The sequence below is a fragment of the Thiothrix eikelboomii genome (assembly GCF_900167255.1).
GTDB classification, from domain to species: domain Bacteria; phylum Pseudomonadota; class Gammaproteobacteria; order Thiotrichales; family Thiotrichaceae; genus Thiolinea; species Thiolinea eikelboomii.
In genome coordinates this window covers 16,863-29,631 of the sequence record NZ_FUYB01000022.1, presented here as the reverse complement: position 1 = coordinate 29,631, position 12,769 = coordinate 16,863, and the positions used below count along the sequence as shown (strand labels likewise).

The 12,769-nt window shown below is 45.0% G+C and carries 14 protein-coding genes; 1 reads left to right on the top strand and 13 read right to left on the bottom strand.

All coding sequences use genetic code 11. The features are described from left to right. Positions 1 to 2 precede the first annotated feature (2 nt). The 8 genes from B5D50_RS16830 to B5D50_RS16795 all read right to left on the bottom strand — a co-directional run bounded on the left by B5D50_RS16830 (position 3) and on the right by B5D50_RS16795 (position 7,941). The gene (locus tag B5D50_RS16830; protein ID WP_078923861.1) at positions 3 to 869 is read right to left on the bottom strand and encodes a PilW family protein; all 867 of its coding nucleotides are present in this window, start codon (positions 867 to 869) and stop codon (positions 3 to 5) included. Between the two features lie 11 nt (positions 870 to 880). Then, on the bottom strand, positions 881 to 1,387 hold the full coding sequence (pilV, locus tag B5D50_RS16825; RefSeq protein ID WP_078923822.1) for a type IV pilus modification protein PilV: 507 nt from the start codon (positions 1,385 to 1,387) through the stop codon (positions 881 to 883). Further along, the gene (locus B5D50_RS16820; protein WP_143594404.1) at positions 1,387 to 5,010 is read right to left on the bottom strand and encodes a hypothetical protein; all 3,624 of its coding nucleotides are present in this window, start codon (positions 5,008 to 5,010) and stop codon (positions 1,387 to 1,389) included. The genes pilV (B5D50_RS16825) and B5D50_RS16820 overlap by 1 nt, the downstream gene beginning before the upstream one ends. A gap of 82 nt (positions 5,011 to 5,092) precedes the next feature. Further along, positions 5,093 to 5,527: a type IV pilin protein gene (locus tag B5D50_RS16815; RefSeq protein ID WP_078923820.1), complete on the bottom strand. Its 435-nt coding sequence runs from the start codon at positions 5,525 to 5,527 to the stop codon at positions 5,093 to 5,095. 72 nt (positions 5,528 to 5,599) lie between these two features. Continuing rightward, positions 5,600 to 6,121: a pilus assembly PilX family protein gene (locus tag B5D50_RS16810; RefSeq protein WP_159448664.1), complete on the bottom strand. Its 522-nt coding sequence runs from the start codon at positions 6,119 to 6,121 to the stop codon at positions 5,600 to 5,602. 7 nt (positions 6,122 to 6,128) lie between these two features. Next, the gene (locus B5D50_RS16805; RefSeq protein WP_078923860.1) at positions 6,129 to 7,094 is read right to left on the bottom strand and encodes a PilW family protein; all 966 of its coding nucleotides are present in this window, start codon (positions 7,092 to 7,094) and stop codon (positions 6,129 to 6,131) included. A 2-nt stretch (positions 7,095 to 7,096) separates the two neighbouring features. Then, the gene (gene pilV, locus B5D50_RS16800; protein ID WP_078923818.1) at positions 7,097 to 7,630 is read right to left on the bottom strand and encodes a type IV pilus modification protein PilV; all 534 of its coding nucleotides are present in this window, start codon (positions 7,628 to 7,630) and stop codon (positions 7,097 to 7,099) included. A 119-nt stretch (positions 7,631 to 7,749) separates the two neighbouring features. Further along, positions 7,750 to 7,941, bottom strand: coding sequence for a hypothetical protein (locus B5D50_RS16795; protein ID WP_078923817.1), 192 nt, complete (start codon positions 7,939 to 7,941; stop codon positions 7,750 to 7,752). A 128-nt stretch (positions 7,942 to 8,069) separates the two neighbouring features. Between B5D50_RS16795 and B5D50_RS16790 the strand changes: the two genes are divergently transcribed. Then, on the top strand, positions 8,070 to 8,957 hold the full coding sequence (locus B5D50_RS16790) for a formylglycine-generating enzyme family protein (protein WP_078923816.1): 888 nt from the start codon (positions 8,070 to 8,072) through the stop codon (positions 8,955 to 8,957). An 8-nt stretch (positions 8,958 to 8,965) separates the two neighbouring features. On the opposite strand, the gene B5D50_RS16785 is transcribed toward B5D50_RS16790, so the two are convergent. The 5 genes from B5D50_RS16785 to B5D50_RS16765 form a co-directional block, all read right to left on the bottom strand. Further along, positions 8,966 to 10,303: a dihydroorotase gene (locus tag B5D50_RS16785; RefSeq protein WP_078923815.1), complete on the bottom strand. Its 1,338-nt coding sequence runs from the start codon at positions 10,301 to 10,303 to the stop codon at positions 8,966 to 8,968. Continuing rightward, complete coding sequence (gene folA, locus B5D50_RS16780; protein WP_078923814.1) at positions 10,300 to 10,785, bottom strand: type 3 dihydrofolate reductase; 486 nt, start codon at positions 10,783 to 10,785, stop codon at positions 10,300 to 10,302. Before folA ends, B5D50_RS16785 begins: the two co-directional genes overlap by 4 nt. A gap of 11 nt (positions 10,786 to 10,796) precedes the next feature. Beyond that, positions 10,797 to 11,288, bottom strand: coding sequence for a ClpXP protease specificity-enhancing factor (locus B5D50_RS16775; RefSeq protein WP_078923813.1), 492 nt, complete (start codon positions 11,286 to 11,288; stop codon positions 10,797 to 10,799). Next, the gene (locus B5D50_RS16770) at positions 11,285 to 11,914 is read right to left on the bottom strand and encodes a glutathione S-transferase N-terminal domain-containing protein (protein ID WP_078923812.1); all 630 of its coding nucleotides are present in this window, start codon (positions 11,912 to 11,914) and stop codon (positions 11,285 to 11,287) included. Before B5D50_RS16770 ends, B5D50_RS16775 begins: the two co-directional genes overlap by 4 nt. Before the next feature lie 87 nt (positions 11,915 to 12,001). Continuing rightward, complete coding sequence (locus B5D50_RS16765; RefSeq protein WP_078923811.1) at positions 12,002 to 12,769, bottom strand: cytochrome c1; 768 nt, start codon at positions 12,767 to 12,769, stop codon at positions 12,002 to 12,004.

Genomic DNA, 12,769 nt, shown 5'->3' with positions numbered 1-12,769 from the left:
TGCTAGACTCCTTCATTCACAGCTAAATTACGTAAATAAATAACCGCCGTATGCACCGTGCGCTGATAACGATCATTCCGACTATAGTCAGTCCCTAATAAAGTATAAGTGCGGGCTTCAGCGGTATTGAAAACTGGCTCACGAGAACGCAGCAGTAAAGAAGCTTTAATCGTGCGGACTTGATCCCAACGATTGGCCAACTTGACGGCGGCAGCATCTAAATAATTATCCACCGTACCATCCGCATTTTGATCAAGCCCATAAGCCAATTGCATCGCCTCTACCCCCTCAGCTACCTCCAGTGGTGCAGTACTTCTAGAACCTGCACACAATAAATTCGGCATCCCTGCGACCGTAGCGACATAAAAGGTGTTATAGATTTGTGCATACTCAGGATGAGGTGCTGCTTGAGCTTGACAAGCTAGGGGCATCAGTTCGTTCCCACAGTCGACTGCTAAAGCACTGTCAGCAAAAAAAACTACGCCGATGCTATCCCCCGAATTATTTGGATCATCATTATCCAAGGTAGCTGCCAAATCATCGGGATCGCTGATAGCTATACTACTGGCCCCACCGCCACAGCTTTTTGACACGGGTGCTGGATCACCCTCTACATAAAACGCTTTAGCTAAAGGCAAACGCGCAGGCGTCGTATACCCTGCATGCTCCAAATGTTTAGTTAGTACTTTTATCGCAGTCCGCGCATTTTCTTGCATCGTGGAAAGCTCATCACGGGCATTATAAGTCTGGCGACTCCCCATATAGACCGTCGCGACTCCAGCCACTAAGATCAAACTCAAGGCCGTTGCAATCACTAATTCAATTAAGGAAAAACCTGCTTGTCGTGGTAAATACAATGGATTTTGCATACTAGCCGCCCTTATAAAACAGTATTTATAATTAAATTGAAGGGCTCTATCTCTGCTTCATTTTTAGAGCTATTCCGCTCATTCCATTGCAAACTTAAGCGCACACCTTGTGCACAATCCCCACTAGGATCAGGGCAATCAACGCTGAGCTCTCCATTCAATAACTCGCTATTGATGCCACCGCTAGAACCATAGCCACAGAGCACTCGATGGAGATCATCGCTCGCCATTTGTGCTGCATCGCATGTATTATTTTGGCAACTCACTGCCAGTGGATCTGCACAATAAGTCGCGGCCACGGCGGTGACTTGATAATTCCCTGCAACCACGGCACCGCGATTGGAGCGCATACGCTCTAATAACTCATGAGCTAACTGAGTCGCTTGTTGCATCTGGTAAGAATTATGCGTGACACGTAAACTTTTCACTTGTAATCCGGCCATGCCAAGCAAACCTAAAGAAATCAAAAAAGAAGCTACTAATACCTCGACTAAATTAAGGCCTTGTTGTTTTTTCATTATTCGCCCTCGGCTTCTGCTGTAAAATCCAACCAATACATGCGTGGTAACAAGCGGGTTAGGTCAATCATTTGGGTATAGCTTGCTGTTTGATGATCGGTATTGGCTAAATCAAGCAGAGGTAATTTTAGTTTCCCAATCCGCACCATAATATTTTGCTGGCAACTCCCTAATTCGCAACTCGCTTCACCATTTTGCCCAGTGAGGCGTCCAAAAATCAGCTGAGGGGTATCTAATAATTCATTAGTACCTGCGACGACAAATTTATCTGCCGAACCATCCGCTGAACGATCTAAGTTCAGGACAGCTGTACCTTTTAAGAGATCCAAAACATAAGCTCGGGAGGTATTCGTGGCGGGTTCACAGGCTTGAACTACACTCGCATTGCCTGCTTGGTCAGCTTGCGAGAAAGTAGTAAAGATGAGTTTATCGAGTACGGTCAGGACGGGCGATAAGGCCTTTTCACCATGATGCTCCAATTCGTAATACCAGCCCTTCCTATCCGGGTAATCGAGAATCGTTTTACCGGTCTCGATCGTTTGCACGTCTTTAAGATCAGTATCGGTGATTAAACTTGGAGTCGCTGGCAACTGATAAACATCAGGGTCGATCAACATATAAAGCCGATCTAAGGCAGCTGAAGTATTTAAAGGATGTGTGCGATAGCCACTGCCAATTGCGAGCGTGAGCAGCGGTTTACCATTATGCATACGAATCGCCGTATCCGGCTCATAGAAAAACTTGCGATGATCTTGCGTGCTATTATCCCCTCCGAGGCTAGCTAATTGAGTCAGCTGAGCCTTGCTATAGTCATAATAAGTGCTCGAATCTGTATCCCTTACATCGACATCCATATCCACACGCCAGACATTACCGCCAGTATCCGCGAAATACAGGCGATCCAAAGCACCATTATTATCCATATCGAGAATACGAATATCACCCGTAATACTATGCGTGAGGCTAGTCGAGTCCGTAATAGGCGATTGAGTACCGGAAACCCCATAATACCCCTTACGCAAAGACCAGAGCAGGCTACCTGAATTAGCATCGACGATGAAAACATCACGACCCCATTGATCAGGTAAACGCTTAGTTATATCTTCTTCGTCTTTGCGGGGATCATAACCGCCACCAAAAACCAGAACTTGCTTTAATATCGACTGCTGCGTACCGTCACCCGCCGCAACTCGTAACTTAGAAAGTGTCGGTTTAGACCAAGTTTCGCCCAGTTCACCAAAAGCACTGCTGATAGCGCCCGAACTCGCCGTCGGTGCTAACTTCCACAGGATACTTGGGCTATCTGCTGAACTAATATCCATGCCGTAATACATGCGTCCACCACGGCGCAAACCGAAATACAGCTTAATACTATCAGCATCCTCCGCATTGATCTCGCCATCCCCGTTGTAATCTTGAGTGGGGTTGAGTTCAATAATGCCATTCAGATTGTGATCCACTCGCCAAATTGTTGGGCTGCCATCAATACCGTAGATATGTTGGCTATCCGCTTGATTATCTAAAAATGCCTTGGCATTTTTTAGCAAGGACTCTGGCATAAAAGCCCATTTTTCAACCCCTGATTCCGCATCAAAAGCATGCAAAAAACCTTCATTAGTCGCTAGCAGTACTCGGACTACATTATTGCCATAGTCCACCACGACTGCTTTACTATTTAAACTATCCCCTAAGTGATTTCTTGCCCCTGCATTGACATCCCCGTCTTTGTAGCCCCGAATAAAATTCAGCAGCTTAGTGCGTTGCTCTGCTGAAATCGTGGAAGCTGAACAGGTAGTCACCTCAGCAATATTGACACAACCTGAGCCTGTATAAGGATTACCCAAAACAAAGCGGCGGTTACCATCACAATTGGTATAGCTCCCCCAGCAACTCGTACCTGCTGGTAAGTTAGAATAAAAATAACTGGTCAGTAATAGATGGTGCTGAGTGGTGAAGGTTCCGCTAGGACCTAATAAATTAGCCGTGATACTCGTCGTATTGGGACTGATTGACACTAAATTGAGTCCACCTGCATCTGTGTATAAAACTCGATTAGCAGGGCTTGGGAGCTTATTCGCAGCCCCCCCTAAGCTTACATCGCTACCATGCGAAGTACTTGACCAAAGATCCTGGGCATGAGTGCTTAAACTACCATCGGTATTTAAAACTGATGAGCCAGTTGCACCTAAAATCTCACCTGCATCATTGACGGTAAACTTACGTAAATTGCCTGACCACATGGCAGTCTGACTTGAGTCAAACACAGGCATATATACATTGTTTTCATGTGATAATAAATTAGATTGATCAACAACAAAGCTCGGTGAACTGAAAGATAAAGAGTCTTTCTGTACATCGGTCAAAATCTGATTAAAAGCAGTGGCTAATTCTTGCGGATTATCAGCGGTATAAGCACCATTTTCGGCGGTAGCTAACTGTGCTAAATAACTGGTACCGGCGGGTTCATCAGCCATACCGAAAGCAACCGTAAAAGTCTTAACCACTTGCTTACCAGCAATCGTCGTCGATTGATCTTCATTGGCCAGAAAATTTGTTAACTCTGCACCACATTTACCACTTTGATAACCCACAGGTGCATCGGTACAAGCACTAGAGATTAAACTCGATACCGTTACCGGAAAATGCGTATTATCCATGTCCGGCAACATCGGTGGCACCAGCGCCGTATTATAGACATGGGTTGGTGCAACTGATTCTGGATAACGTGCGGTACCATCTGCCGTAACGCCATTCCAATAAGGGTATTCAGGCTTACCGTCTGACATCAAGACTAAATAATTTGCCTGACAACTATGCTCAATCGGTGATTTATAAACTGGATTACCACTATACGCATCACAAATAGTGTGTTGGCAAAAGTTCACACTGACTGTGCAACTATAATTATTATTTTTACAAGATTGTGAGCCATCCGCCGCTGTTTCCCACTGACAACATTCACTGTATTGGCGTGTTGTACAAGCACCGGGGCTTAAATCAGCCGTAGCATTACAAGTTCCCCAATCGGGGCTACACTCCTCTTGATGCTGGCTCGTACACGCTAAACTACCGGTATAAGTCGATGGGTGTGCCGCCCAACTATAAGCAGCCTCATGCTTACCCCAGACTAAACTTTCTCCACGAAAATAACGTGCCGCCTCGTATAAAGAATCAACAATTGGGGTATACCCTGCCGCTTGCCAGCTATCCACCACATCCGCTAAGAAGGTTCGTACTGGCATCCCAAGCGGTGGATCAATCAAATTATCGCTACTGGCAGCTGAACCAATAATCGTTGAAGCTTGCTGATCAATCGGTGAAATTGGAAAACTGATACCTTTAATTGAATTCCAGCTGTATGAAGGCAGGAAACTAGCATTGGCATAATGCATCAGACCAATATTCACATTAGTCGGGGCATCATTGAGAACATCACGAAAAGTCGACTGTAAGACCTCCATCCGTGAGCGCCCGCCACTATTTGACAGGATTTTTTTCATACTGCCTGAAGCATCTAGCAAAAACAGCACATTGGCATCCACTTTACTGGCTTGATTTTGCGAAAAAATTTCGGTTTCATCTGCTAATACTGGTAGCGCTAAGCTGCTTAAGATCAAACTCAAGCTAGCTTGCCGGATTAGACACAAAAATCTGCTTATTTTTCGCATGCCTGCAGCACTCTTATTATTTTTTTCTAAACGCGGGTTAACGCCAACATTGATCGGTCATGACCACATCCGAGCTATTTTTGGCGACTCGTCGACCCATCTGATCCAAGGTGAAACTAGCACATTGACTATCCTTGGCTTGTCCAGAAGTGCTCGCGGGGGTCGCTTTTAAAATGTAACTGGTTGCGGTCGCTGCACTAATCGTAATGTCGTATTCGTTTTCTGGACTAGGAATCGTATCTGCGGCGTAGCCTAAAGCGGTTAAGCTAGTCGCATAGCTATAATTTTTAACAAAATGGGATTCTTGGCGTTGAGCAATTTGTTGTAAGGCAACTTTTGCATCAGAGCGCTTACTTTTTCTTACTTGCTCTACATAACTAGGATAGGCAAATGCAGCAATAATCCCCATGATTGCCACGACAATCATCATTTCAATTAGAGTAAAACCGCTTTGTGGTCGATGACTGAGCATATTTAACCTTAAGTTTTAATTATTATTCGGCTAACTTGATCATACAGTAAATATTTTTTTTATTAAATTAATTTATGACGAAGGCATAAAATGGACTATCCCCATTTTGTGCAAACTACGTGCGCCAGTGCTTTGAAAGCGACTGTCTGCATCAATAATGAATAAAGAGCAACGGTATCTATCACCATTCATCTCAACACTCATCGACGTTTCTAAAGGGGGACACTGCTCCAAAAACCCATCATGTTGTACTTTTAAACTAGTGTTCAGCTTATCAGTATGAAACAAGACCTCCGTATTTGTTTGTGGTACAACAAAGGTTTTGGTAGCTTGCTCCATCGTCAATTTTATGAAGGCCAGTGAATTAGCCGGGGCCAACATTTCTAAGGGGGGACGGACTAAGTTGAGCTGGGATTCGGCCCCTTGATAAGCGATCATGCTGTACGTTTCATTCCCCACAATGCGCGTATCAGTCACCCCCATCCGTGCAGCTGTCACCCCAATGACAGACATTACTAACAGGATAGACAAGCCCCAAAGTAAGGTAGATCCTTGCTGTGAGCGACGACGAGTAAGTCTCAAATAAGTTTTCATTCTCATATCAGCGAGTAATATTTCTTAAATAAATCGTGGTCGTATAAACAGAACGCTTATAGCGGTCTGCGGTTTGAATTTGCTGATCAAATAATTGATAGGTTTCAGTTTCTGCCTGCTTAAACACTGGATCTATCGTCCTGACTAATAAAGCCAGCTGGACTAAAGCGACCTGATCCCAAGCATTATTCGCAGTGACTTCTGTGGCACTCCAATACTGATCAACTTGCCATTGTTTTTTCTGGCCAATCGGTACAGGGTTTGGCAAAACATCTACACCATAACGGATTTGTATATTTTCTATTCCCTGCGCCCAAGGTTGGGCTAAAGAATTGAGTGAGCCACCACAAATCAACTCTGGAATGCCCTCGCCCACACTATTATTACGGCTAGCATTTTTTTGAATTTTAAAAGAGCTATAGACCCGCCGCGTGGTCTGTGCCTGAGCACTTTGACTCGCCCAATCACTGAGACTCGCATCAGGATCAACGGTACAACGATTTTTCCAAGAAGAACCGGTACAATCTTTAAAGCTCTGATCATCAGCAAGGAAAGAGAGGCCAATACTATCGGCTCGCGCCATGATCTGATTAGTCGTTAAAGTGGCTGAGCCAAGCGTAGTGCCATCCGCCGAGCTGGCTATTTTACTGGGATTGATTACATTAGTATTTCCATTCGGACAAGTCACTGCTTGCGCAACGAAGCCCGTCGGTAATAAGTAGTTTTCTAATTGAACCCCACCGACCTCCGATGTATAACCTGCGCTTTCAATATGAGTCCGCAAGGCTTTGATGGCAATACGTGCATTTTCATCCATTTCTGAGATTTGATCACGCAGGGCATAGGTTTCCTTGCTACTGAGATACACGGTGGCCAGACTGGCGAGAAGGAATACACCCAACATGAGAGCGATCATCAGCTCAATGAGAGAGAAACCTTGTTGCCGGAAAGAATTTGTTATTTTTATCATCATACTTAAATCACAGCATCCATTTCTAAACTGATGGCATCCTGTTCTTTTTCTGCAGTAGCTTGCCCCGTGGTCGAACTAGCAGGCGATGCTTGGATACCTCGCTGCTCTAAACGCTCCTCCCAAGTGAGTAAGAAATGTAAGCCTAAGCCACAATCCCCTCCAGTCGGGCAAGTAATCACTAATTGCCCGGCAGGTAAGCGCTGAGAATTATTCAGGCAAAGTGCCTGATACAGATCATGACTCGCTTGCTCAGCAGGTGAACAAGTCGTACTACAAGCAGCCGGTGGTGAGGCAGCACAGTGCGTCGTTTGCACATAATTACCCGCCAAAACCGCCTGTCGATTACTGCGCATCCGCTCGAGTAAGTCATATAAAACCAAGGTAGCACCCTGCTTTAAAGATGCATTTTGGGTCGCTTTAAGACTACCGACTTGCAAGCCAGCTAAGCCTAACAAGCCTAGTGACAAGACTAAGGTAGCAATCAATACTTCAAGCAAGTTAAAGCCAGCTTGCGAGCGTCGGGGTTTACGCTTCATTTATTTTTTTTATAACCTTACGAGAAAGCTCGTTAGTCAAACAACACTATAAATCTTACCCTAAACTCAGGGAATAGATAATTTTGATATAATCTATTACAATTAATTATGAAAAGCAATTAATGAACGCTTTTTGAACAAGGCAAGTCAGTACTCGCAGCAACCCCACTATACCTTAACAACAACTCCAAGTGTCGTCCGGCCTCACCTAGCTCTAAGCGATACAAAATCAGACCATCTAATAAGCGCCTAGCCGTTTCGAGATACGAGGATTGTTGTGTGTTGTCTTGATTATCTGGATAAATGTCCATATTTAAGCCCACCCTTATCACCCATACATTAGAAGTGTAGACCATATATTTACAAACGAGGTTGCTAGCAGGAGAAAATGAGTGGTAGATTGGGTTGATCTCGATTAATCATTGTTAATGACCTACCTATGGAAGCCCTAGACCTAGTTACCTCCAGCCTACCCTTTGTTCAGGCATTGGATACGCAGCAATTAAAGACGCTACAAAATCAAACCGCTGGCCAGTATGGCTTGACGACTTTTTTTCAGGATCAGCTAAAGTCTGGCCTAAACGGCCCTAAATTAGCAGTGATCCCAGCGGGTCAATTTGAAATGGGATCTACGCAGACTGAATTTGGTCATCGCCGCGAAGAATATCCACAACATATGATTCGTTTAGACTATGACTTTGCCATCGGTCAACTGCCCATCATGGCTGAAGAGTTTGAACTGTTTCGGACGGCCACCGAGTGGCAAAAACGTCCTGAATTGATTTGGCATCAAGGACGCTATCCGGTGATCAATATACGGATGAGTGATATAAAATTGTATTTAAACTGGCTGAGTGAACAAACGGGATACCGCTATCGACTGCCTACCGAACCCGAATGGGAATATGCGGCACGAGCAGGTACGACGACGCCGTTTTGTTATGGCAGTACCGTTAGCTGCAAAGAAGTTAATTTTAATCCCATTTTTCCCTATCAAGAAGCTGCTGAGAAAAAGCGCTGGTATTTACCTCGCTGTATTCCTTCGGTCAGTGCCAGTGAGGTCGGGCTACGCGAACCTAATCAATGGGGCTTGTATGAAGTGCATGGCAATGTGTGGGAATTTACCAGTACGCATTGGACTCCATCGCATTTAGGGGCGTATCGCGATGGTAGCCCGAGCCACCACGGCAATCCTTATTGGTATGTGACCAAAGGTGGCTCGTGGTTCGATCCTGCGGTTTTAGCCAGAAGTGCCGCACGGAAGAAACGCTATCTTGATGAATTAGACACAAATTTAGGGTTTCGGGTGGTTCGTGAGCTAGCTTAGCCTAGACCTTAGCGGATGAACTGGAGAGCTTGCCCTCTCGGTGAGCGTTCCAGAAGCCGCCCTTCATGCCAAACTAACTCACCATTCACGAGGGTGGCGGCAATACTCGAACGAAATGGGTAGCCGTCATAAGGAGTCCATGCACATTTAGCGAAGGCCTGCGCCTGACTCGCCACATGGGGCTGCTCTAAATCCACTAAAACCAAATCAGCCCAATAACCCTCACGAATAAAGCCACGCTCTTGGATACTAAATAGCTGAGCGACGGCATGGCTAGTTTTTTCAACGATGAACTCTAGACTAAAAATGCCATCTTGATAGTTTTCTAATAGAGATAGCAGGGCATCTTGCACCATTGGCATCCCTGCTGGTGTTTTAAAATAATTCGAACCTTGCTTTTCAGTGAATAGATGCGGGGCATGAGCACTACCGATAATATCTAAATGCCCCTCCAATAAACCTTGAATCAAGGCCGCACGATCCTCAATCGTTTTAATCGCTGGATTACACTTTAATAAGCCCTGTTGACTAGCATAATCCTCATCAGAAAAATGCAAATAATGGGGGCAAACTTCCGCAGTAATCAGCTTTTCAGCCATACTCGCTGCTGAGAATAACTCTAATTCTTTAGCTGAAGAAATATGCAGAATATGTACCCGCGCCTTACAATCATGCGCCACTTCAAGCAGACGTGCTGCTGCTAGATAACAAGCCTCATCACTACGAATCACACCATGCAGCTCAAACGGCACAGCATCACCGTAGATACTCCGATAACTCTCCTCATTCTCAGCGATCAATGGCATATCTTCGCAATGGGCAGCCACTAACACGGGGGAACTGGTTAAAATTTCCCGCAGTACATCGGGGTCATCGACTAATTTACTAGCACAAGAAGAACCAACAAAAACATTCACTCCACAAGCCAATTGCACATCAAGGGATTTAATCAGCTCAATATTCTCGCTCGATGCCCCCAGATAGAAACCATAATTCGCTAAAGACCGACCTACAGCTAGTTGGTGTTTTTCTTTTAATAACTCATTAGACAAGGTAGGTGGCTCGGTATTTGGCATATCCAAAAAACTGGTAATTCCCCCCGCCACAGCAGCACGAGTCTCAGTAATCAAATCACCCTTGTTCGTCAAACCGGGTTCACGAAAATGAACTTGATCATCAATCATCCCCGGTAAAAGATAGCGCCCCTTCGCATCTAAGACTTGACTCGCCGCTTGTCCTGTTAATGCACCGATGGCCTCAATTCGCCCCTCATTAATATAAACATCCGCTTCAACTATTCGTCCTTCATTAACCAACTGTGCATTAACAATCAATAAGCTACTCATAAGCGCTCGTAGAGAGTGAACGAATAATTATAGGGATTTTTAGCATCTGCTAAAAAGTTTTGTTCATGAACCAAGCACCAGTCTTGTGCTCGATAGGCTGGAAATACCGTATCACCCTTGAGCTTAGCATCAATGAAACTTAAGTACATACGCTGTGCTTGAGGCAGAAAATAGGTATATAACTGCGCACCACCAATAATCATGACTTCTGGGCTATCGGCGACTAAATCCAAGGCAGCTTGAGGGTGCTGAACACATTCAACCTGCGCTAGTTTAAGACTCGTATCGCTTGAGACCACTATATTCCGCCGCCCCGGTAAGGCTCGCCCTAAAGACTGCCAAGTTTTTCGCCCCATAATAATCGGCTTATTCAAAGTATTTTGCTTGAACCAAGCCAAATCAGCCGGTAAATGCCAAGGCATCTTGCCTTGGTCACCGATTACATGCTCAACACGAGTCATGGCAGCGATCAGTGAGATCATATTCCAGCTAATTATTTAACGACACGTAAAGCAGGACGTGATTTTGAAGCAGGCTTATTCGTTTTCGGAGGCGGAGGTTCATCGGGTGGCAGATCCTCAGTACTATCAAGATCAGCTTCCTCTGTCTCTTCTGCTCGCGTAGACACCGCCGCTAGGCTCGGCCCTTTAGCCACAGTCGGTTTAACTTGAGCATATTCATCCGGCGGGAAAGAGGCCCCTTCTTGCGTCTCACGTGAATAAACTGCTAACACAGAATAAATAGGACAATAGACATAAAACGCCGCCCCACTAAAACGTGCACTAAAACTCACTGCATCATTGTCCATGACAAAATCACGTACTGCAGTCGGACTGATATTTAAAACAATGCGCCCATCTTTCACATGCTGACGCGGCACAGACACCTCTTCGGCCGTCGCATCCACAGTGATATAGGGCGTCATATTGTTGTCAACAATCCACTCATAAAAAGCACGAAGTAAATAGGGGCGTTTTGGAGTCATGGTCTAATAGCCTTTTCAACCTTACTTAAAGATTGTTGAAAACCATCACGCGAGAATACGCGCTCCATATATTTTAGGATAGGTCTGCCCTGTTTAGCAGGCACATCAATCCCATATTTAGGCAAGCGCCATAAAACCGGAGCAATCGTGCAATCCACTAAAGTGTATTCATCGCTTAAAAAATAAGGCTTGATAGCAAACACTTCGGCAGCCGACAAAACACTTTCGCGCAAAATTCGCCGCGCTTCTGCGGCAGATTTTTCATCACCACGCTCAATATCTTCGACTAAAGAGAACCAGTCTTTCTCAATCCGAAATAAAGCCAAGCGAGAATGGGCGCGTGTCACCGGATCAACGGGCATTAAGGGTGGATGAGGAAAGCGCTCATCTAAATACTCCATAATAATGCGCGCATCATACAGCACTAAATCACGGTCGATTAAAGTAGGCGTTGTGTTATAGGGATTAAGCTCGGCAAGCTCCTCTGGCTTATCATCGGGATTAATATTTAGCACATCGACGGTGATATCTTTCTCTGCTAAGACGATGCGCACACGATGACTGTCAGCACAATCCGCAGCAGAAAATAAAGTCATAACAGAACGGCGGCTAGAAATCGATGCCATAGCTTGAAAAGCTCCTGTAGTCCAAAATGAAAAGGCTACTCTAGTTGATAAGCCAGAGTAGCCAATTTATGTTATACCAGTCGGTAATTAATGAACATCCTTCCAGTATTCTTTCTTCAAGAAGTAGGCGACTACAATGAAGACAAGTAGGAACAAGACTACCCAAATACCCACCGCTTGACGGTGCAGCTTACCCGGCTCGCTGACATAAACCAAGAAATTAGTAATATCTAACACCACACGGTCATATTCTGCGAGTGAAATTTTACCCGGAGTCGCTAATACCAACTTAGGTTCAGCATGTGCGTTCGCAGCAGCATGTTCACCTTCAGCGGCCTCAGCATGCTGTAGCTCTTGCATTCCTTGTAGCTCCCACAAGACATGCGGCATACCTACATTGGCAAAGACCGTATTATTGACACCCAAAGGCCGTGTTGGATCTTTATAAAAGGCTTTCAAGAAGCTATAAATCCAATCAGCTCCGCGTAAACGACCCTCTAAAGATAGATCCGGTGGCGCGTTACCAAAGGCTTCGTTACCGTATTTAGGCGTCATCCCATTTTTCATGAGTTCACCTACTTTTGATAACTCACCATCAGTACGGGTAAAAATCAGATTTTTTTGCACCTGCTCAGGTGTTAAACCGAGATCAGTCGCCACGCGATTATAACGGCTCATACTCAAGGAGTGGCAACCCATGCAATAGTTGACGAAATACTTCGCACCCCGTTGCAAGCTTTGCTGATTACGCAAGTCAATATTAGCCTTTTCTAAGCTCACTTCCTCAGAAGCAATACTAGCAACTGGCAGGGCAATACTTAAAACAAGTAATAAACGGGTAATAAACTTTTTCAT

Coding starts and splice junctions, on each gene's coding strand:
- pilV (WP_078923822.1), bottom strand. CDS start 1,387: ATGAAAAAACAACAAGGCCTTAATTTAGTCGAGGTATTAGTAGCTTCT.
- B5D50_RS16830 (WP_078923861.1), bottom strand. CDS start 869: ATGCAAAATCCATTGTATTTACCACGACAAGCAGGTTTTTCCTTAATT.
- B5D50_RS16805 (WP_078923860.1), bottom strand. CDS start 7,094: ATGATGATAAAAATAACAAATTCTTTCCGGCAACAAGGTTTCTCTCTC.
- B5D50_RS16785 (WP_078923815.1), bottom strand. CDS start 10,303: ATGAGTAGCTTATTGATTGTTAATGCACAGTTGGTTAATGAAGGACGA.
- B5D50_RS16765 (WP_078923811.1), bottom strand. CDS start 12,769: ATGAAAAAGTTTATTACCCGTTTATTACTTGTTTTAAGTATTGCCCTG.
- B5D50_RS16770 (WP_078923812.1), bottom strand. CDS start 11,914: ATGGCATCGATTTCTAGCCGCCGTTCTGTTATGACTTTATTTTCTGCT.
- B5D50_RS16810 (WP_159448664.1), bottom strand. CDS start 6,121: ATGAAAACTTATTTGAGACTTACTCGTCGTCGCTCACAGCAAGGATCT.
- pilV (WP_078923818.1), bottom strand. CDS start 7,630: ATGAAGCGTAAACCCCGACGCTCGCAAGCTGGCTTTAACTTGCTTGAA.
- B5D50_RS16795 (WP_078923817.1), bottom strand. CDS start 7,941: ATGGACATTTATCCAGATAATCAAGACAACACACAACAATCCTCGTAT.
- B5D50_RS16815 (WP_078923820.1), bottom strand. CDS start 5,527: ATGCTCAGTCATCGACCACAAAGCGGTTTTACTCTAATTGAAATGATG.
- B5D50_RS16790 (WP_078923816.1), top strand. CDS start 8,070: ATGGAAGCCCTAGACCTAGTTACCTCCAGCCTACCCTTTGTTCAGGCA.
- B5D50_RS16775 (WP_078923813.1), bottom strand. CDS start 11,288: ATGACTCCAAAACGCCCCTATTTACTTCGTGCTTTTTATGAGTGGATT.
- folA (WP_078923814.1), bottom strand. CDS start 10,785: ATGATCTCACTGATCGCTGCCATGACTCGTGTTGAGCATGTAATCGGT.